Below are 19,026 nucleotides of genomic sequence, written 5' to 3'. Positions count from 1 at the left end.
ATGGCACAAGAGTTCTGTAAAAGTTTTTTGAATGAGTATTCTGACACAGTTGTAGAGGATTGCCATGGGAATTTATATACTCCTCAAACTATATTTAGTTTAGAATGTGACAACGAAGGAATTTAGTAAGTTCTCAACTAACGGAGAACGATAGTTGAAGGAGTATGCCGCGATGCAGCTCCTTTTTTTAATGAAGTAACGGGCAGATTAGTTCAAACAAAAAGGGTATTGTTAGAGGGAGTTTAATAGTTAAATGATAAAGAAGAAATGAAAATTCAATGATTCGGAGAACACAGCAGTATTATCAATAAGAGAAGTTGTATTTAATAAAAATCCAATATTAGTTGTTCAGTTGTTATTCCATATTGAAAAACGATTAAGACGGGAGCGATAAATCACACCGAATTTTAACAGGGTTTTAAGAAAGTTGTTCGATGGCGCTCCATGTCTTCGGCACCACGGATGCCACATAGACGTTCCCAGCCAAGGCATATTTCTGCGCCACCCGCAGTACCTCATCTGCGGTCACCGCCTCTACTTTGGCTACGAAAGCATCAACATCAAACTCCAGTCCATACAGTGTGCTATAACTCAGAGAATCATTTTGAGTGAGCACATCATCCATACCGATTACCAGCTGTCCGGTCAAACAGGCAATGGCGCGGCGGAGCTCCGCAGCACTGACGAGACTTGTCTCCAGATCCGCCAGGTGCTTAAACAGAATTTTTCTTGCCCCGTTTACGTACGTTGCCGGCAGTCCCATATATCCCAAAAGGTAGCCGCGGTCATGAAAAGACTCGTAATCCACATCGACCGCATACGCGAGTCCCTTTTCTTCACGAATCTCATCATACAAACGAGAAGACGCATTTCCATGCGCTCCTAAAATCGTGGCAATAACCTCAAGCGTCGGCTCATCGCCGCTCCCGTAACCTGCTACCGGAATTGCCCATGAAATATGCGCCTGTTTGACGCTGCGTTTGACAACCGCCTCTTTTTGCTGCAGATCATATTCACGCCTCTCCTGCTCGGCACGATCCTTCGGCTGATGAACTTTTAGGCGTTCCAAATAGGAGAGCACCGCAAATTCATCAAAATTGCCCGTCGCTACAAAGATCACAGCGCCTGTGTGATAGTGCGCGTTATAAAACTGAAGGAGATGTGAGTGCTGGATCTTCCGCACGCTTTTCTTAGTACCCAGAAGCGAGCTTCGCTTCAACAGACCTTCGAGCACCTCGCCGGAAACCGAAGACGGTTGATCGGCATACATATGAATTTCTTCGATGATGACCTGCTTTTCTTTTTCGATTTCTTCTTCCGGGAGCGCCGGCTGCCAAAAAAAGTCCGATAGAAGGTCCAGCGCCTCCATGCCGTACTTGCTTTGCACCTGGATGTAGTACTTGGTTTCATCCTCCGAGGTATAGGCATTGGGAAACGTGCCGAGGTCCGCGGCGTCCTGGTTAATCTTTTTTGCCGTTTTCGTGGCGCTGCCTTTAAAGAGCATATGTTCGAGAAAATGAGCAGTCCCGGCAGGGACGCCTACTTCCATGTTGCATCCTGCTTTAATCGCGTAGGCAAAGACCGCACTGCGCGAAGACGAGTCTGGCTTCAGCACGACTTGTAAATGATTTTTTAATGTCATGATCTCCATGCGCAGATCCCCCTTTACTTTTTGCATTATGAATTTTCCGGAGGGAACCTTCGTATCTGGCTTCCGTGCTAATATATATCTATATTACACTATTTTGGTTCATACCTGTAGGAGCGTTGGTATGTTCGAGTCGAATGAGGAAATCAGGATCATGCACTCTTCAATATAGATGTTACAAACGCTGAGGATAAGGAACTACTCGAAATATTAGAGTCTGTATTAATAAAATAAACCTTGAAACAGGACAATTAATTGAGGATATTACAAAGTGTTATAAAGGAAGGATTCTTGAATTCCAAACTGATTATGAGCGTTTTTTGGGTTATTTAAAGATATGATGAAGTTATCAGGAGAGTGCTTGTCCGTTATAGGGCTTTTGTAAATGATGTATTAGAGCAATCACCATGAAAACAGGCTGCAGCGCAGCCTATTTAAGCTAAAGGGCAGGATTGTTTAAATCGATTGTGGAATAATTATGGTGATTTTCTTCTCGATAATGTTTTATAAGGAGAGACTTAATATGGAATACTTTTTAGGGATTGTTCCACCTGAAAACATAAGTCACAGTTCTGTTGATTTAGTGAGGTTACATAAAAAATTAGTTTCTGTTTTTACACCTGATGATGAGCAAATACGAAAATGCTTTGAACTTGATTTATATCGTCCACATATAACAATTGCTAGGAAATCTTGGTTAGACGACGAAATTATCGAACAGATGAAAGAACTAATTACAGGAGAGGTAAGGGAAGGACAAACTTTTGAAGTAGAAAAAATTAGTTTATTTTACCGTGAAAATAAGAACGAAGTCTACAAGAAATGTGAAGATATGATTCTTGGAACGCTAGCATAGCAAAAAAAGCTGCCGACAAAAAGGTCCCCTGTTCAGCTAACGGAGAACATTAGTTTAAAACAACAAACCGGCAGCAGATTATAACCTACTTATTTTAGACTCCGTAAGTAGCGCGGAGTCTTTATTCTATGGTTGCAAGTTCTTGTCATAATCGTCGAACAAGAACTTCCATCACTCTCGATTACGGACCAGAACCTACAATGTTTAAGTAAAGGATACGTCTGTGATTATTTTGAAGAAAAGATGCTATTTATTTACCTATGTTAATAAACAATGAAAAGAGATCATGAATCGCGCGAACCCCAAGCTATACCTTACGGACCTTCATCATCATGTAGCTTCCCTCGAAGCTGAGCAACTTACCATTCTCGCTGTGGACCTTGAGTTGCTGTCGATCTGCTTCAGGCCAGTTCAGAATATCAATCTCCAACTCTTGCTGGATCTGGTCGGAGACATTCATTCGTGCACACCAGTCAGAGAATTCGAAGGGCTTACCTGTCTGCAACAGCTGTTCAACCCGAAAGCCGTTCAACTCGATGCGACGAATCCACTCTGTTTTCCTCCATGCGCGGAAGTGGCTGGGGTCTCGTCGTTGTTCAATATAATTATAAAGAGTGTCAATCCGTTCTGCTTCCGGAGCGACGTTGTCCATTAGAATGAAGCTCCCGCCGCGCTTCAATACACGCCATGCTTCCTCTACGAACCGGTCGGGGTTAGGGAAGTGATGAGCAGCGATTCGGCAGGCGACCATATCGAATTGTTCTTGCACAAAGGGAAGATTTTCCGCATCCCCAACAACGTACTTAATATTTGTACAGCCCTTGCCGGCAAGAAAAGTTTCCGCTTCTTGAAGCATCTCGGTCGTAATATCCAGCGTGGTCACTTCACCGACGAGGGAGGCCAGTGCCAAGGCGCAATGTCCGCCTCCGGTTGCAATATCGAGCGCCTGAACGGCATTCTCCGATTGAGCCCATTCGATCAATGTTTTTAAATCCTGGCCGGATGAATGACGTGTGCTAGCAACATAATTAGAAGCGTTGGCTCCGAATTGCGCTTTCACTTGTTCCTTAATATCCATTTCATCACCCCCTCAATAATTTCATTCTATGAAACAAAGTTACAAAAAATGCAATGCAAAAATAACACGCTTAATTATTCTTGTAAAGCTGGAGGGCCGGTTTAATTAATGAGCTTCCGTTTTTTCAACTGAGGTAAGCGCAACAAAGCTTAATACATCGGGAGACGTTAGCTCAAAAACATTAAAAGTGCAGCAGCCGGTCAATAATGACCGGCTGCTGACCGTATAACCTCAGAGCTCATTTTACCAGTTTGCATTGAGCTAACGGGAAACGATAGTTAAATGATAAGGAAGCAGATCGCCGCCGGCAGCTGTTCCCTTTTTCAATTTACGGAGCTAAGGAAAATGCCTTATTGGTGTAATGACGTCAACTTCTTCTCACAACTGTGAAAGTATTCCGCTCAATCTGTTCAAGTACAAAAAGAGCCCGGCATTTAAGCCAAGCTCTTTTGTACCATAGATTAAACTTTTACCTTGTTATTCGCATCCGTGGCATCTGAATCTGCTTGAGGTTCTTCGGCTGCAGGTTCAAGTGTTTCATCTAGCTTTTGAGCTGTCAGGATGGTTACAAGAATTGTATCCGGATCTGTTAAGATTTCTACATCATTGCCAGCATCCAAGTCAGAAACATGCAATTTGTCGCCTATGCGCAGCTTGCTGATATCCACATCCAATGAACTTGGCAGCTTATTTGGCATACAGTGAATCATGACCTCATGCATTTCAATCTGCAGCATGCCGCCTTCTTTGGTGCCGAGGGGCTCTCCTCTAAAATGAACGGCCACAACAGTTTCAAGCTTCTCTTGCATATTGATTTGCAGAAAATCGATATGCATCAATCGTCCGCATAAACTGTCCTTTTGAACTTGATGAATCATCACGGGATGCTTTTTCTTGGAAGGCAGGATGACTTCCAGAATCGCGTGCGCATTGCTTTTAAGTGCGGCGCGGATTACTTTTTCCTCAACTGCTACATGTTCGCTTTTCATTCTGCTGCTGTATACGACTGCCGGAATTTGCCCTTGCTTTCTCATCTGTTTTAATTTACCGGTACGCTCTAATAGTTGAATAGAATTACTCATTACGAACACCTCCTGAACGATTGTAAAAGCAGCTAAAAGCCCTATTATTACATACCCGATCTAGAGATAGCTCAAACATCAGGGGGAACTAACTAGAGTACACAAAGTTTAAATCTATATCATCTACGCCAACGGACGACCTAGCCGCTTCGCCTTGTGGTGGTCGGATGAATCGAATATGATGGAAGGAGGACGTTTCAAGTAGATCGACCTAAGGAGGCGAAGATGAACGAAGCCGCTTTTGATATAACGTTATTTGAGAGCTTCAAGCCCGGGTTAACCTCGTATTGTTATCGAATGTTGGGATCCATTGATGATGCGGACGATGCTGTACAGGAAACCTATATTCGGGCATGGCAGAGCTGGGATCGATTCAGACAGGACTCCTCCATTAAAACATGGATCTATCGCATAGCTTCGAACTTATGCCTGGACAAGCTGAGACAAGCGAAGCGCCGTATGCTTCCCGTTGATCTGTCCGACCCGGCGATCAAGATTGTCGAACCGAATGAAACGCTGCCAGACTCGTCCTGGATTTGGCCATCACCCGTATTAGAAGAAAATCCGGAAGATGCTCTCGTTCGCAAGGATACCCTTCAGCTCTGCTTTATCGCACTCTTGCAAACCTTGCCGCCTCGTCAACGCGCGGTTCTTATTCTGAAGGATGTCTTTGAATGGTCATCAAAACAAATTGCGGAAACGTTGGGAATGTCGCCGACAGCGGCGAACAGTGCGCTGCAACGAGCGAGGGAGACGATGGACCGAACACGGCTTCGCTCCGACGAATTTAGTAAGATGGATGTCAATCCCGACCAGAATCTTCTCTCGCGGTATGTGGAAGCGTTTGAGCAATTCGATATCCATGCGCTCGTGTCGTTATTCCATGAGGAAGGTTGCATGTCCATGCCGCCTTTCGCCATGTGGATAAGCGGGCAAGAAGATTTGTCCGCGTTTTTTGCTCTTACGCGCTGGCATTGCGAGGGGTCCAAATTTTTACCAACTACAGTGAATGGCGGTTATCCCGCTCTGGCGCAGTATGTGCCGAGTATGGAGGCATCCGTCCTGGTGCCTTGGGGCATTCATGTGATTGAAGTGAAAGATAATCGGATATTCCATGTTCAAAATTTCATCAATGCAAAATTATTTTCCCGATTAGGGCTTCCTGAACAAATAGACCGATGAATTTGGAGATTGGCATTCGTCTATATTAATGAGAAACAAAATTCCCATAAAGAGGTGTCCTTCACAATGGAAACAAGTAACCCAACCAAAGTAACCGTAGAGACCATCGTTCAAGCCCCTGTAGCAAAAGTATGGAGCTACTGGACCGAGCCCGATCACATTACGAAGTGGAATCAACCTTCCGAGGAATGGCATGCGCCAAGAGCTGAGAACGATTTGCGGGTCGGCGGCGAATTCTTGACAAGGATGGAAGCCAAGGATGGTAGCATGGGTTTTGATTTTAGCGGAATTTACGACGAAGTAAAGCTGCATGAGACGATTGCCTATACATTGGGAGATGGACGGAAAGTGGATATTGCGTTCTTGGATCAAGGCGAGGCCACGAAGGTCGTTGAAATCTTCGACGCAGAGAACGTTCACCCCGTTGAATTCCAACAGGCGGGTTGGCAAGCGATTCTGGATAATTTCAAACGATATACGGAAGCATCATAAGAATATAACGAAACGCGCTCTGCCTCCAAAGGACGGCAGAGCGCGTTTTGCCTTGTATGAAAGAGAAATCGATCTTCGTTTTTTCTGTTCTCTGTCCATTGTTGTTATTGTGCTCTATTGGTAGACGTTAGCATCACGACATGACGGTAACCTGTCGCACGATGTGTTACCGTCGTTCGTTGAAGTAACGGGCAGTATAGTTGTTTTTTTATCATCTTTATATCATCTTCATTTTATCTTCATTTTATCTTTATTTTATCTTCATTTTATCTTCGTTCTATCTTCATTTTATCTTCATTTGAACTTGACAAACGGGTGATATATTTCATGTGTAAGAAAAAACAAAGGAATAGGTGATTATATGAAAAAGAAATTATTAATTATGGGTTTGACAGCAGCAGTATTAGTTGTAGGAGCAGGAAGCGCCTTTGCTAGTTCTAAGTTATCATTAAAAGATAAGCAAGTAATAAGTGCAAGCGGAAAAGTATTCGATGCACCCAAAGGACAACCGCAAGATTTTGAATATAAAGGGCCGGGCGCAGAATACTTAGATTACGATAAATTATTTAGTTTACTTAAAATGGATGCCGCCACTGTGAAAGAACAATTAGCTTCGGGTAAATCCATCGTTGAAATTGCAGAATCTAAAAATGTTCCAAAACAGAAGATAATTGATTTCTTTACTGAAATTGCAGCAAAATCACAGGAAGAGTTTAATGCATCACAAGGAATTGAACCCGATCCTAGTAAAAAAGAGGCAATGATTAAATGGACGGAATCCGCGATTAATGAAAGAAATATATGGGATTTAGATAACGAACAAGCTCTAGCTGATGAAAAAGAAAATGTAAAACCGATTCAAAGTGTACAAAAAAGTGAACAAGTCAATGAAATTTCTAACCAAGAAAAAAAGATCTATGTGAAAGCCGAAGAGGGTATCCTCAAAGGATTTGGTGCTGGTATGTTAAATAACGCTAAACTATTTGAATTGTTGCAAATGGATGCAGCGGAACTACAAAAAGAATTAGATACAGGTAAGACAGTTATTGAAGTTGCAGCTTCAAAGAATGTATCAGAAAAAGAAGTGAACGATGTAATTATACAAGCTCAAGTTGAAATACAACTACGAGCAGTAGAAAATAAGGAGCCAGGCATTACATCTCCTCCAAAAGATGAACTAGCTGAGCTACTATCTAAAAAGGTTCAACAAGTTACTACAAATTCAAATAAGTAAGTTTTATTAAAATCCATAAGAAACCAAGAATTTTGCGACTTAGTTGAAAGTAAATTATTAAGCTAACGGGTAACGCTAGTTCAATTCATTTGACTAAAGGTAATGAATGGTCACTTCGCTTCGTATAAGAAAACGAGCATTAAGACCTGCCTGTCCTATGCCTGCAGAGATGTAGAACGGCCCATTTTTTCCATGATGCAACCCTTTATAAACGCCACTGGCTGCCAACTTTCCCTTGTTTATGATACGAAAGAAAAAGGGGATGTTAAACTGTTTACCATGCAGATGTCCAGCCATTAAGTAGGTATACTTATAATTTATGTTAAGTACCAATTCCGGCGTGTGGGTCAAAACCAAGCAAGCTTTGTTTGGATCCGCTTGATGGAAGGCCTTGTGCACTCTGCTTTTCTTGCTCGTAAAATCATCAATGCCGATCCATTGTATGCCCGCTGTCTCGAAGGATTCATTGATCAGTACTTTAACGCCTGCGTGCTTAAGAATTTGTACAAGGCGGTCCAGGTCAGCAGAAAGCAGTCTATGATCATGATTGCCTAATACGGCGAGCACTGGAATTCCAGTAGAGCATATTACTTCCGCATATCGACTTACCTTGGGCAAATGGCGAGATTTCATGGTGAAATCACCGGTTAGCACAATATAGTCTGGCTTCTCTTCTAAAATCAATCGATGCAGTCTGCTGCATCCGATCCTAAGTCTTTCCACATGTAAGTCGCTGATTTGTAGAACTCGGATTCCAAGTCCGGAAGGATACCGAATCCGCTCGACTTTCAGCCACTGAGTGGGGACGATAAACAAAAGTTGAAGCACGATAGCCGCAAAAAAAATGTATAGAAGCAGGATATCCATTGTCCCCTTCCCTTCGGCTGTGATATCGCCGTACTTTCACGGTAAGAATATTTTATCAGATCTAGTGGAGGTTAGCCAACAAATCGAACCTGTTGAACTAACGGGTAACGATAGCTCAATAGACATCAGGAGAAGGCTGCCGACAGCATAGAACGGCAGCCTTCTCAGCTAACGGGCAGTAGAGCGTGGTAAGAGTTTGTGTTCCATAGACTGCCTGTTTATGGTGAATGCAATTTTCCACACACCAGAGGATTTTGTGAAATTTGCTGAAGATTACTTTGAAATAACACCATCAATTGAAATTATTGAAAAGATTTATAACGGTTTCTCGATTACAGCAGAGATGATTCAATTGTAAAATTCAGAAAGTGATTCAGAGGAAGTTCTTCGAGAGTTAGAATCATCAGGTTTAATACGCTAACATAAACGAGAAAGTTTGTTACGCTAACATGAATACATTTTTACTGATTTTAGTTATTTTTACGAAAAAAAGAACCCGACGGCAAGATTCTCACAGGCTCTTTGTAAAAAATATTATTTTGTTTGTTGTCATCTCAACACTGCAATGTTTTCTAATGCTCTTCCTGTCCCAATAGCAACACAATTCAGAGCATCTTCTGCAACAAATACAGGAGTTCGAATCTCAGCTTGTAGGTATTCAGCCAATCTCGCAAGCAATGCGCAACCTCCTGTTAAAACAACACCCCGTTCAATGATATCTCCCGATAATTCCGGAGGGCATTGCTCGAGCGTTCGTTTAACAATGTCGCTAATTTGTTTAATGATATCCGCTAAAGCCTCGTGTATCTCATGAGATTTTACAGCTAAAGACCTCGGTAACCCCGAAACAATATCTCTTCCCCTAATATTGAATGTGGTTTCTTCCTCTGGAACCAAGGCACAGCCTAAGTTGATTTTTAATTTTTCAGCAGTCCGCTCGCCGATTAATAAATTGTATTTTTTCTTGATGTAACTTTCGATGATTCTGTCCATTTCATCCCCGCCGACTTTCAAGGTTTCGCTTATCACAATAGCACCCAATGAGATAATCGCAACTTCTGTAGTCCCGCCTCCAATATCTACAATCATACTACCCACAGGTTCTGATACCGGGAGATTAGCTCCAATCGCCGCCGCAAAAGGCTCCTCAATAATATAGACTTCTTTGGCCCCCGCTTGTTTGGCAGCATTCTTGTACGCTCTGATTTGAACAGAGGTAACGCATGTGGGTGCACAGACAACGACTCTGGGTTTACTAGAAAAATACCGACTTTTTTTAGATTTATCAATAAAGTATTTCATCATCTTAACCGTGGTCTCGTAATCAGCAATTACTCCATCTTTCAGAGGTCTAGATGCAGATATATTCCCGGGAGTTCGTCCGACCATCGCTTTGGCTTCTTCACCTACGGCAACAATGCTTCCATTATCATTGATTGCAATGACGGACGGCTCGTTTAAAATGATTCCTTCTCCCTTCAGATACACCAAAATGTTCGCAGTCCCTAAATCAATCCCCAAATCACGTTGGAACATAAAATGTACCCCCTTCTTGAGTATTTTCATTCATGGTTATATTGTCCAATTTTTACATAAAAAAACCTGTAGAAAAATCCACAAGTTCACTATTAATCGTCCTAATCAGGGATTCCGAAGATGCATTTGAAGGTTACTATGGCTTTCTTAGTTGCGATAATTTGAAAAAAGTAGGACTGGATGCTCTATTGTATTAACCAGTTTCGCTGCAAGTCATGCTACTTGAGCAATTCGGCAGCTCGTTAAGCTAAGGGGCAGTATAGCGGAACTTTCCAAGATTTGGAAACGTAATAAGACTATAAAACCAAAGGAGGAGCCTTTTATGAAAAAGATATACTGCCATATCATCCTTTTTATATCTATATTGTTTTTGAATAGTGGGTGTAGTGACCAAAACCCAAACCCATTGATAACAATTGAATATTTAAAAGACAATGCAAAAATTGGAATGACTGAAAATGAAATTAAAAATAAGTTTGGACAAGAGGCATTTAGAGGTTACGGGGATGGAAGTGATGTATGGATATTTGATAAAACAAAGGAAAGCTTTAAATATACACCTGATATTCAGCGTGTAGCACATGGTGAAATTAAGAATGGGAACTTACAATATCAACTCTATATCAATGTGATTAAGAACAAAACAATTATGTTCTCTTATTTTTATAAAGGGGATAATGGTGAAATTTGGCAAATTGTTATAACCCCCGACGGAATACAAAAGGAAACACAAGTGAGTCATAGTAATTAGGAGCAGCCTAAGTAGGTGTCATTATCAGGAGTGGCTTATTCTTCTATATATACAAGTTTGGTTTAGATACATTAAATACATTACGGAGAACTGTATCATGAATAAGACAGGTCACGTTATTAAGCTAACGGTGAACTATAGTTGAACAAACGTAAATAGGCTGCCGCGTGCAGCCTGTTGTGCTAACGGGCAGGATAGTTTAATCGATTCACGAATATGTAAAACATTAAGGTGTTTGCAAAGTTCGCAAATATGACGTTATACGACAGATGTAACAAATCAATATACATATAAGATATGAGGGCAAATCCAATGAAGAAAAAACAGAATATTAGAGAGATAATCTATGTAAGTGGTAGCGACATAGATAATAAATGCTTTTATTCATATGGTATTGAATTCAGTGAATTTATGGCTTGTGTAGATAATAGACCAGAAAACCTAATTTTGCTTAAACATAATTTTGATAATGCTGAGTGGAATCAGCACTCCAGATTTGATTATGTAACATCTCAAGAAATAAATGAATTAATTGATGATTACGTATATGGTTATGGAGATTTTTGCTGGGTTGATTTTAATAAAGAAGAAGATCTCGATCAATTGACTAAAATACAAATCGCTGAATTATTATTCTTTGGTCATCTTGCAAAGCCATTGCACGAGATACCAAAGGTAAGATTTGCTTATTATGCACATGATGATGGTTGGTTTAATAAACTCTACGTAACAAAGCTAGAGGATTATGAAATGATTTTATCAAAAGTACTTGTATTCAAATCACAGAAATTGACGAGAAGATCGATCATTAATATCCCAAGTGATATTTCAAAAGTTCTATTGGTATTCACAAAGGAAGGTTTATTTATAGATTTATCAAAGATCAAAAAAGGTAAAGATGAGATTCAGATACCAATAACTACAGTTGGACATTACAGAGACATGGATAAAGTTTATGAATTAAAGGATGAAATAACAGACTATAAGATTTGGTTAGTTTATTCGAAGAAGTCATGGAAGCTTATTCAAGAAGGTTAAAATCCGTCGTATAAAACCATATTCACGCTTCGGGCATTCGCCCCCGTCTGCTCGAGGCATTTCTGATTAAGCTAACGCAGAACTATAGCATAATGCATCAGGAGATGGGATGCCGAACTAATGCATTATTAGGAGGATAACTAGTGAATGAAAATCAATTTTGGTTTTTTAGTAAAAGAGAACTACCAGAGATTACTGAAAACCTGAAACTAAGTCTAAAGTTACCTGACTATTATAGTGACTATGAGGATACATGGGAATGGTGTGAAGCTTTATCTAGAGATCGAAATGGAACTAATAGTTATTTCGATATCGCAAGAGAACACAATTGGAAGCATGGAAAATACGAATGTCCTGTGATATTGTTATTGAAAAATTTACCTTCAAATGTAGAAGAACAAGGGGAGCTAATAACAAAAAGGTTAAAGGTTTCTGTGTATTATGGCAGTGTAACTTATGAGGATTTTTCAAAATACACATATAATATTATTAAAAGTTGGGAGTACAAATAAGATTTATTATTATAGTTAAAGATGAGGTCATTAAACTAACGGATAACTATAGCGTAATAAGCAGGGAGCAGCCCCGCCACGTGGCAGTTGCTCCCTGCTTTCGTTAAAGTAACGGGCAGATTAACGGAACGGAGATTGAAACTTTTACTTTTTAATAACGTACAGAATTGTAAATTTCAAGGGTAGGTGGAACAGTGAGTAAAGAATTTGATGAATTACAGATGGAAATTTCAAGACAACTTGAAAACGTATATGCCTCTTTACCAGAAATTATTGAAAAAGCAAAGCAAGACACAACTGTTAAAAATCATGACATGGCTATTGCTGTAAGTGCTATTCAGTCCAGTGCTCTTGTTCTCCTAAGAGTCATGTTTCAATACGATAAATCCATTAATAAACGCATAGAAATTTTAGAAGAGCAAATAAAAAACGCAACATGATAGTTGTTATGCTAACGCAGAACGAGAGCTCAATCAACGATTATAAGAAGCTGCCGTGTGACGAAGCAACGGTAGCTTTATTACGTTAACGGGCAGGGAAGTTACAATATATGGTAATGTATTCATGTATGTAGTACGCGGAAGCAATTAAATAACTAACTCTGCTGGAGGTAAAGGATGAATTCTGGACTGGAAGCACTTAATTCCTTAATTAAAACAGAAGCAGACGAACTTTTACATGAAAACGGCTTAATTCGGGTATTGGAAGGATACGGTAAAGTATTTATTAGTGGAAGCTACTTCCTGGACTTAATGACTTGGAGAGATTTAGATATTTATTTAGCTAACGATAAAATGAATGAGGAAACATTTTTTGAATTGGGTAAGGAAATTTCTTTATGTATTAAACCCTCAAAAATGAATTATCGTAATGAGTTTATTGGGCAGACACAACACTTACCGCAGGGATATTATTGGGGGTGTTATGCAACTATTATTTCAAATGCTTGGAAGGTAGATGTCTGGGCGATTTCATCCAAGGATTTCGACCAAAAAAAACAAGAAATAGAGGAATTGAAATCCCAAATTAATGTGGTGCAACGAATGGCGATTTTAAAGTTGAAGAACAGTGTATTTAATCATCCCTTATACCGCAAAAAATTCTTTAGTGTAGATATTTATAATGCAGTTATTGAAGATGACATAAATTCCGAAGAGGACTTTAAAGATTGGTTGCAAGTTAAAAGAGGAGTATTGCTGAGCTAACGCAGAACGTTAGTTCAATAACAACAAGAGAAGGCAGCCGACCTAATGATCGGTTGCCTTTTCCTAACTAACGGGCAGTTTGCGCCAAAGTGTATACTAATTATGGAGTAACAGTGATTAGGTTGGAAAACATTTAATTAACGGGAAACGATAGTTGAACAAAACAAGGAGCAGATTGCCGTGGCAGCTGCTCCTTTTGTCATTAAGCAATTGGGCAGGTTTCTATGATAGACGTGTGGAATTATTATCCATGTAATTTTGCATTTAGTCACTATCTTTTCCAAAAGAAAAGGAGGAACGCATAAATATGACAGCCAAATTGCTTGAGATACTTGTATGTCTTATGTTGGGTTTTTTTACGGGAATATTAATGAGTGGGAATGGCACTCATATTCAAGAAAGTGGAGTTCAAATTATACTTGGATGCATTCTTTGGATCTTGATTTTTGCTTATTTTAAAAGGAAATAAATCCATATTTATTACGCTAACGGATAACTATAGTTCAGGGGCTTGATTCGCGGCAGCTTCTATTTTGTAAATAATTATTCAAGAGATTAACGATGTGACTGCACTTCAAATTGCTGAAATGGATTGTTCACCACTACCAAAGGATAGAGATTCAATCTATCTCAATTTTTATCGTTTTTTCCGTGATACATGTTTGGTTGCTGTACATAATGGTGAAGTTGTAGGTTTCGCATTAGGCATGGTTGACCAGACCTCTACGTTGCATGCGTACCTTAACTATTTATTTGTCAAAGAGGATTACAGGAAAACTAGAATTGGCAGTAGATTATTGAAACAGTTTGAGATAGCCATGTTTAAGCTACTATAACCAAAATTATAGCTAGCGAAACAGCGATTCTTTGGCATCTAGGATTGATCGCTCAGCTAACAGGTAACGAGAGTTCAATAGAAACATGAATAGGCAGCCAGTCTGGGCGGATTGGTTGCCTAATCTCAAGTAACGGGCAGATTAACGCAACTTTTACTGTATTTACAGAGTCTGAATATATGGGAATATTTGTTAGGTTTGAGAACGGGTGGTGATTTTTATGCTTATGGAAGAAGAAGTCACTGTATTACTGAGAGCAGGCTTACTAATTGTAATAATTCCTGTTGTAGTGCTAGTGATTGGCTTGATGATAAAATTTAATAAGCGTGGCTTTGGGTGGTTTTTGAGTCATCTGATATTATTTACTTTTGGTGCATTGACTTGGATAAGAATACTTGAAACTAGGGCTTTTACAAGTTCAATAAATAACTCTGTGACTATTGCCGTGATCGGCATAATTTGGGCTATCAGTATGGCATGTTTTGTCAAAGGCTTATTGTCTTTAAGTTATTTAAAGAAAGGATAGCTGAACTAACGGGGAACGTTTGTTCAATAAGAAACCATGAAGAGGCTGCCGGCATCGATAGGCAGCCTATTGAAGAAAAGGGCAGGATAATACTGGTAAATGCCGAATAAACCTACGTTAATAATGGTTAATAGGGGGCATTCCATGCAAGAAAGCGAATTGTATGTTTATCACATTGTCACTAGGAAAAAAATGGACCTTGGTCAGATAATAAACTTTGACAAAAACCAAAAAAACACATTATCTCACTTCTTTTTTGAGAAGGAACAGATGAATTCCAAAGGTGAAGACTTTATTCAAATTTTGCACGGTCATTATTCAAATGAAGGCTTGAAGATGGATAAAGAAAATGCAGATGTTGCTATTAGGTATGTAGGTCAAACAATCAGAGCTATTAGAGAAGTCATAGTTGAAATGGTTAGACTGCAAGAACATCCTGAATATCCTTCACGATTGTCTTGCTTATACGCTACGAAAAACTATGAGGATGCTTTGCGATGGAAAGAACTATTTGATTCTTACCACCGAAAAGTTTTGCAGATAGTTAAACTTCGAGTTATTGGGAATATCTTTGAGGGTGACGGGAACCTGTTACCAAAGGAAGATGGAATTCCTTTCTCTAAAAAAATCGAACAAGCCAGAGAATATTGGAAAGGCAATGTAAAAAACGAACTTCCTGAGCTGTTGATTAACGGAAAAATTGAAGTAGTAGAAATTATTGATGAATTCTCCCCTTAATCTAAACAAGGATTGTTTGATAAACCATTGAACTAACGGATAACGATAGTTAATCATTTTGAAGGGCTGCCCAGTGGTAGCCCTTCACTCCACTAACGGGCAGTTATCTTCAATAATATTCCTCATATTGATAAGTCATAGGTACAATATTAATTTAATGGTACAATATTCCATGCTAATAATATTTACCATGGGATGTGATATGAGATGGAAAAGATACGACTTCGTGCTTGTGCATTAATTATTGAAAGAGGTTCTATTTTACTTGTTGAGTTCAAAAACGATAATGATGATGGCGTACATTACAACCTTCCAGCAGGAGGACTTGAGCCAGGTGAAACACTGACAGAAGCTGTAGTACGGGAAGCAAAAGAAGAAGCATGTGTCGAAGTAGAAGTCGGTCCAGTTGCATTTGTTTATGAATATCAACCCACGAAAAGTAATTACATCTACGGTGACACTCACTCTGTAGGAGTTACATTTGAATGTAAACTCAAAACAGGTTCATGCCCCAAAATACCTGTTAATCCTGATCCCCAGCAAATTGGTGTAAAGTGGATTCTTATTTCAGAATTATGTTCTATTCAACTATATCCAGAAATTAATGAGGACATTATTAATTATTACAACGGCGATAAGTACCGAAATTACGTTGAAGAACAGGAAATTCAACAGAGTAAGTCATTAATCTAACGGAGAACGTTAGTTCAACAAGTCGACTGATTTTATCTAATTTGTCAGAAGTACTTCAAAACTCATTTATAAATAAGACAAACAAAGCGTTGTCCGCGGGAGGCGAGCAGTCCAAAGATCCGGCGGATCATGACTTCATGTACGTTAGAAGCTTTGAAGACCTGGATGGGCATTTATGGGGAATTGCGTATATGGATATGAGGGCTGTAACCCAGGAGTAGGCATTCTTGGTTTTCACTTCACTTTTTAAATTTTCAGAGCTGTAAAATTTAAAAAAGCCAGCGGCGAGAAAAAGGTACACCCCTTAGAACACGCGTGAACCATTGTCTCTGAAAGTTTTATTTTTAGAACTACATTTACCAAAATAATTTATATATAGCCAGTTACAGCTCAAGCGGTAAGGATGCTTGGGCTTTTCTTTATGTACAGAAATCACTTGAAGACACTCTCGACCGGAGCTAACCTACTTAACAAACTCAATATAAGTTAGTTGTTCCGATCAATTACGTATAATAAATATCGAGCGGACAATAAATTTTACAGATAAAATGTATTTGTAAAGGAGGGAAATGAATGTTACAACAACTCAATAATTTAATGGACTACATTGAAACACATTTGACGGAAGAAATCTCAGGAAAGGATATATCAAAAATTGTAGGTCTATCTGATTATCATTTTAAAAGAATGTTTTCGTATATGGCTGGAATGTCATTGAATGAGTATATCAAGAATAGGAGACTATCAGTTGCAAATGTTGAACTAATTAACGGAGCAAGAGTGACAGAGATTGCCTATAAATATGGTTTTCAATCTATAGAAGGGTTTTCAAGAGCCTTTCGTGAATGGAGTGGTTTTTTACCTTCAGAAGTAACTAAAAACAAAATTCAAAAATCATTTCCCAAATTTTTATTCTTTATTGATATAAGAGGAGGAATATCAATGGAATTTAAAATTGAAAAGAAAGAGAAGTTTAATATCGTAGGTGTATCGAAAAGAGTACCCATTCAATTCGAAGGTGTAAATAATGCTATCTTGGAACTAGCCTATTCAATTACAGAACAACAAAGAAATGAAATGCATCAATTAGCTGATTTATTTCCTCATCAAGTCTTGAATGTATCTTATGATTTTGATGATAGTTTCTTAGAAGAAAAAGGATACTTGACTCATATGATTGGATTTGCAACTACAAAAGAAAATACATTCGATGACTTAGAACAACTTTCTATTGAAGAAAATTTATGGGCAATTTTCCCAAATAAAGGACCTTTTCCTGTTACGCTTCAAGAAACTACCGCTAAAATTTATTCTGAATGGTTGCCCTCTTCAGGGTATGATGTAGCAGCAGATGTACCTGGGATTTCTTTTACAAAGCACAATGGTACTTCGGAAAATGTATATAGTGAAATTTGGATGCCAGTTAGAAAAAAGACAGAGATAAATTCAGCTGATTAATTACAACCTAATTATCCCCTCCTAAGGTAACATGAAGTAAGTGAAAAAACGCTAAAATTGCTACAACAAAAAGACCAGGATTCTAATCCAGGTCTTTTTGTTGTGTACGGTTGACGGATGAGCCGCGGATGAGTAGCTCGGAATCTATTTTAAACACGCGATTCTCCGAAAATTCATTATCATGCATCATGTCGATTAATTTCTCAACCAACAAAGCACCCATGGTGTAATTCGGCTGATTGACAGTGCTTAATGGAGGCGTTAAATATCGACTGATGCGATTATTATCGACGCCGAATACGGCAAGCTGATTTGGAATTTGAATATTACGCTCAGAGCAAGCCCGATAGACACCAAGAGCCATTTCGTCATTTGCTGCAAAAACAGCCGTAAAGGGGAGCTTTTTATCAAAAAGTCGTAGAATCGCTTCATATCCACCGGTTTCATTAAAGTCCCCATTTTCGATTAATTCAGGTTGAAAGGGGATATGATGCTCTTTCAATGCTTTCAGATAACCTTCCAAACGATCATAACTATCAACTGCGCGAGCTGAGCCATTGATGAAGGCAATATTCCGATGCCCTTGCTCAACCAAATGGTTAACAACTTGTATGGAAAATTTCACGTTATCCGTAAGGATGCAGGGGATCCGCTCATGATCAATTCGCTTACCAACAATGCCAATCGCGTGGCCATGATCAGCAATTTTCAGAATTTCTTCATCAGATATCATCGGAGCAACAAGAATGACCCCATCAATTGTACGTGTTGTTAATAGATTCAGAAATTCGAGTTCTTTTTCTTCATTATTAGCCGTATCGCAAATGACGACTTTATACTTTTTAGAATAAGCAATGTTCTCAATACCCTTAATGATTTCGGAAAAGTAGGAATTACTTATATCAGGAACGATGACGCCGATGGTCATTGTTTTTTGCGAACGAAGATTTTTCGCAGCGGAATTAGGTTGGTAGCCAAGTTCGTTAATGATTTTCATCACTTTCGCTCTTGTCTTCGGTGTTACTTGACTGCTATTATTCAGAACACGTGAAACTGTAGCGGGGGCAACGCCTGCTCGGTGAGCGACATCGACGATTTTGATCGTAGTATCCATGAGTATCAACCTTTTATCCAAATTACACAAAACTGTGTGTTCATCTGAATCAAGTATAGGATACTTTGGAATCGATTTCAAGCAATGCTCATAGGTTATTAAAAATGAATTGAATGCGGTTACAAGGTAATTTATAATGGAGAATATGAAATCGATTTCACAACAAAAAAGAGGTGACGA

The 19,026-nt window shown here is 39.2% G+C and carries 23 protein-coding genes; 17 read left to right on the top strand and 6 right to left on the bottom strand.

Going from position 1 to position 19,026, the window contains the following annotated elements; translation table 11 throughout:
• Positions 1-418: 418 nt before the first annotated feature.
• Positions 419-1,651, bottom strand: a complete 1,233-nt coding sequence (locus AC58QG_RS14370; RefSeq protein WP_497362694.1) for a M16 family metallopeptidase — start codon at positions 1,649-1,651, stop codon at positions 419-421.
• A gap of 520 nt (positions 1,652-2,171) precedes the next feature.
• On the opposite strand from AC58QG_RS14370, the gene AC58QG_RS14365 reads away from it, so the two are divergent.
• Positions 2,172-2,504 carry a 2'-5' RNA ligase family protein gene (locus AC58QG_RS14365; RefSeq protein WP_497362693.1) on the top strand — a complete coding sequence of 111 codons (333 nt, stop codon included), beginning with the start codon at positions 2,172-2,174 and terminating at the stop codon, positions 2,502-2,504.
• A gap of 307 nt (positions 2,505-2,811) precedes the next feature.
• Here the strand turns inward: AC58QG_RS14365 and AC58QG_RS14360 are convergent, their stop codons facing one another.
• Positions 2,812-3,582 (bottom strand): class I SAM-dependent methyltransferase, encoded by a 771-nt coding sequence (locus AC58QG_RS14360; protein ID WP_497362692.1) that lies wholly within the window; start codon positions 3,580-3,582, stop codon positions 2,812-2,814.
• 461 nt (positions 3,583-4,043) lie between these two features.
• Positions 4,044-4,664 (bottom strand): 50S ribosomal protein L25, encoded by a 621-nt coding sequence (locus tag AC58QG_RS14355; RefSeq protein WP_497362691.1) that lies wholly within the window; start codon positions 4,662-4,664, stop codon positions 4,044-4,046.
• A 171-nt stretch (positions 4,665-4,835) separates the two neighbouring features.
• On the opposite strand from AC58QG_RS14355, the gene AC58QG_RS14350 reads away from it, so the two are divergent.
• From AC58QG_RS14350 to AC58QG_RS14340, 3 genes are all read left to right on the top strand, one after another.
• Complete coding sequence (locus AC58QG_RS14350; RefSeq protein WP_497362860.1) at positions 4,836-5,846, top strand: sigma-70 family RNA polymerase sigma factor; 1,011 nt, start codon at positions 4,836-4,838, stop codon at positions 5,844-5,846.
• Positions 5,847-5,912: 66 nt separating this feature from the next.
• Positions 5,913-6,338, top strand: a complete 426-nt coding sequence (locus AC58QG_RS14345; RefSeq protein ID WP_497362690.1) for an SRPBCC family protein — start codon at positions 5,913-5,915, stop codon at positions 6,336-6,338.
• A 361-nt stretch (positions 6,339-6,699) separates the two neighbouring features.
• On the top strand, positions 6,700-7,572 hold the full coding sequence (locus AC58QG_RS14340; RefSeq protein ID WP_497362689.1) for a hypothetical protein: 873 nt from the start codon (positions 6,700-6,702) through the stop codon (positions 7,570-7,572).
• A 93-nt stretch (positions 7,573-7,665) separates the two neighbouring features.
• On the opposite strand, the gene AC58QG_RS14335 is transcribed toward AC58QG_RS14340, so the two are convergent.
• Positions 7,666-8,439 (bottom strand): metallophosphoesterase, encoded by a 774-nt coding sequence (locus AC58QG_RS14335; protein ID WP_497362688.1) that lies wholly within the window; start codon positions 8,437-8,439, stop codon positions 7,666-7,668.
• A gap of 220 nt (positions 8,440-8,659) precedes the next feature.
• On the opposite strand from AC58QG_RS14335, the gene AC58QG_RS14330 reads away from it, so the two are divergent.
• The gene (locus AC58QG_RS14330) at positions 8,660-8,797 is read left to right on the top strand and encodes a hypothetical protein (RefSeq protein ID WP_497362687.1); all 138 of its coding nucleotides are present in this window, start codon (positions 8,660-8,662) and stop codon (positions 8,795-8,797) included.
• Positions 8,798-8,988: 191 nt separating this feature from the next.
• Here the strand turns inward: AC58QG_RS14330 and AC58QG_RS14325 are convergent, their stop codons facing one another.
• Complete coding sequence (locus tag AC58QG_RS14325; RefSeq protein ID WP_497362686.1) at positions 8,989-9,975, bottom strand: rod shape-determining protein; 987 nt, start codon at positions 9,973-9,975, stop codon at positions 8,989-8,991.
• Between the two features lie 322 nt (positions 9,976-10,297).
• On the opposite strand from AC58QG_RS14325, the gene AC58QG_RS14320 reads away from it, so the two are divergent.
• From AC58QG_RS14320 to AC58QG_RS14265, 12 genes are all read left to right on the top strand, one after another.
• Positions 10,298-10,726 (top strand): hypothetical protein, encoded by a 429-nt coding sequence (locus AC58QG_RS14320; RefSeq protein WP_497362685.1) that lies wholly within the window; start codon positions 10,298-10,300, stop codon positions 10,724-10,726.
• Positions 10,727-11,038: 312 nt separating this feature from the next.
• On the top strand, positions 11,039-11,764 hold the full coding sequence (locus AC58QG_RS14315) for a hypothetical protein (protein ID WP_497362684.1): 726 nt from the start codon (positions 11,039-11,041) through the stop codon (positions 11,762-11,764).
• Between the two features lie 143 nt (positions 11,765-11,907).
• Positions 11,908-12,276 carry a hypothetical protein gene (locus AC58QG_RS14310; protein WP_497362683.1) on the top strand — a complete coding sequence of 123 codons (369 nt, stop codon included), beginning with the start codon at positions 11,908-11,910 and terminating at the stop codon, positions 12,274-12,276.
• Positions 12,277-12,470: 194 nt separating this feature from the next.
• Entirely contained in the window at positions 12,471-12,716 is a 246-nt protein-coding gene (locus AC58QG_RS14305) for a hypothetical protein (protein ID WP_497362682.1), read from the top strand.
• 177 nt (positions 12,717-12,893) lie between these two features.
• Positions 12,894-13,481, top strand: a complete 588-nt coding sequence (locus tag AC58QG_RS14300) for a hypothetical protein (RefSeq protein ID WP_497362681.1) — start codon at positions 12,894-12,896, stop codon at positions 13,479-13,481.
• A 307-nt stretch (positions 13,482-13,788) separates the two neighbouring features.
• The gene (locus tag AC58QG_RS14295; RefSeq protein WP_497362680.1) at positions 13,789-13,950 is read left to right on the top strand and encodes a hypothetical protein; all 162 of its coding nucleotides are present in this window, start codon (positions 13,789-13,791) and stop codon (positions 13,948-13,950) included.
• Positions 13,951-14,044: 94 nt separating this feature from the next.
• Positions 14,045-14,317 carry a GNAT family N-acetyltransferase gene (locus tag AC58QG_RS14290; protein WP_497362679.1) on the top strand — a complete coding sequence of 91 codons (273 nt, stop codon included), beginning with the start codon at positions 14,045-14,047 and terminating at the stop codon, positions 14,315-14,317.
• Positions 14,318-14,537: 220 nt separating this feature from the next.
• Positions 14,538-14,843, top strand: coding sequence for a hypothetical protein (locus AC58QG_RS14285; protein WP_497362678.1), 306 nt, complete (start codon positions 14,538-14,540; stop codon positions 14,841-14,843).
• Between the two features lie 144 nt (positions 14,844-14,987).
• The gene (locus AC58QG_RS14280; protein WP_497362677.1) at positions 14,988-15,581 is read left to right on the top strand and encodes a DUF2441 domain-containing protein; all 594 of its coding nucleotides are present in this window, start codon (positions 14,988-14,990) and stop codon (positions 15,579-15,581) included.
• Positions 15,582-15,788: 207 nt separating this feature from the next.
• The gene (locus AC58QG_RS14275) at positions 15,789-16,274 is read left to right on the top strand and encodes an NUDIX domain-containing protein (protein ID WP_497362676.1); all 486 of its coding nucleotides are present in this window, start codon (positions 15,789-15,791) and stop codon (positions 16,272-16,274) included.
• A gap of 41 nt (positions 16,275-16,315) precedes the next feature.
• The gene (locus AC58QG_RS14270) at positions 16,316-16,495 is read left to right on the top strand and encodes a VOC family protein (RefSeq protein WP_497362675.1); all 180 of its coding nucleotides are present in this window, start codon (positions 16,316-16,318) and stop codon (positions 16,493-16,495) included.
• A 352-nt stretch (positions 16,496-16,847) separates the two neighbouring features.
• Positions 16,848-17,732, top strand: a complete 885-nt coding sequence (locus tag AC58QG_RS14265; protein WP_497362674.1) for an AraC family transcriptional regulator — start codon at positions 16,848-16,850, stop codon at positions 17,730-17,732.
• A gap of 82 nt (positions 17,733-17,814) precedes the next feature.
• Here AC58QG_RS14265 and AC58QG_RS14260 read toward each other — a convergent pair whose 3' ends face one another.
• A complete protein-coding gene (locus AC58QG_RS14260) occupies positions 17,815-18,846 on the bottom strand; it encodes a LacI family DNA-binding transcriptional regulator (protein WP_497362673.1) in 1,032 nt (343 codons plus the stop codon).
• Positions 18,847-19,026 lie beyond the last annotated feature (180 nt).

It is taken from the genome of Paenibacillus sp. J22P169, from assembly GCF_059691995.1.
Note: the sequence above shows the minus strand (reverse complement) of the source record. Positions and strands in the feature narration are given on the sequence as shown.

Excerpts from the sequence above, each read along its gene's own strand:
- AC58QG_RS14345 (WP_497362690.1), top strand. The coding sequence starts at position 5,913 with ATGGAAACAAGTAACCCAACCAAAGTAACCGTAGAGACCATCGTTCAA.
- AC58QG_RS14280 (WP_497362677.1), top strand. The coding sequence starts at position 14,988 with ATGCAAGAAAGCGAATTGTATGTTTATCACATTGTCACTAGGAAAAAA.
- AC58QG_RS14365 (WP_497362693.1), top strand. The coding sequence starts at position 2,172 with ATGGAATACTTTTTAGGGATTGTTCCACCTGAAAACATAAGTCACAGT.
- AC58QG_RS14260 (WP_497362673.1), bottom strand. The coding sequence starts at position 18,846 with ATGGATACTACGATCAAAATCGTCGATGTCGCTCACCGAGCAGGCGTT.
- AC58QG_RS14295 (WP_497362680.1), top strand. The coding sequence starts at position 13,789 with ATGACAGCCAAATTGCTTGAGATACTTGTATGTCTTATGTTGGGTTTT.
- AC58QG_RS14325 (WP_497362686.1), bottom strand. The coding sequence starts at position 9,975 with ATGTTCCAACGTGATTTGGGGATTGATTTAGGGACTGCGAACATTTTG.
- AC58QG_RS14355 (WP_497362691.1), bottom strand. The coding sequence starts at position 4,664 with ATGAGTAATTCTATTCAACTATTAGAGCGTACCGGTAAATTAAAACAG.
- AC58QG_RS14330 (WP_497362687.1), top strand. The coding sequence starts at position 8,660 with ATGGTGAATGCAATTTTCCACACACCAGAGGATTTTGTGAAATTTGCT.
- AC58QG_RS14370 (WP_497362694.1), bottom strand. The coding sequence starts at position 1,651 with ATGGAGATCATGACATTAAAAAATCATTTACAAGTCGTGCTGAAGCCA.
- AC58QG_RS14315 (WP_497362684.1), top strand. The coding sequence starts at position 11,039 with ATGAAGAAAAAACAGAATATTAGAGAGATAATCTATGTAAGTGGTAGC.
- AC58QG_RS14340 (WP_497362689.1), top strand. The coding sequence starts at position 6,700 with ATGAAAAAGAAATTATTAATTATGGGTTTGACAGCAGCAGTATTAGTT.
- AC58QG_RS14275 (WP_497362676.1), top strand. The coding sequence starts at position 15,789 with ATGGAAAAGATACGACTTCGTGCTTGTGCATTAATTATTGAAAGAGGT.
- AC58QG_RS14300 (WP_497362681.1), top strand. The coding sequence starts at position 12,894 with ATGAATTCTGGACTGGAAGCACTTAATTCCTTAATTAAAACAGAAGCA.
- AC58QG_RS14285 (WP_497362678.1), top strand. The coding sequence starts at position 14,538 with ATGCTTATGGAAGAAGAAGTCACTGTATTACTGAGAGCAGGCTTACTA.
- AC58QG_RS14320 (WP_497362685.1), top strand. The coding sequence starts at position 10,298 with ATGAAAAAGATATACTGCCATATCATCCTTTTTATATCTATATTGTTT.
- AC58QG_RS14265 (WP_497362674.1), top strand. The coding sequence starts at position 16,848 with ATGTTACAACAACTCAATAATTTAATGGACTACATTGAAACACATTTG.
- AC58QG_RS14335 (WP_497362688.1), bottom strand. The coding sequence starts at position 8,439 with ATGGATATCCTGCTTCTATACATTTTTTTTGCGGCTATCGTGCTTCAA.
- AC58QG_RS14360 (WP_497362692.1), bottom strand. The coding sequence starts at position 3,582 with ATGGATATTAAGGAACAAGTGAAAGCGCAATTCGGAGCCAACGCTTCT.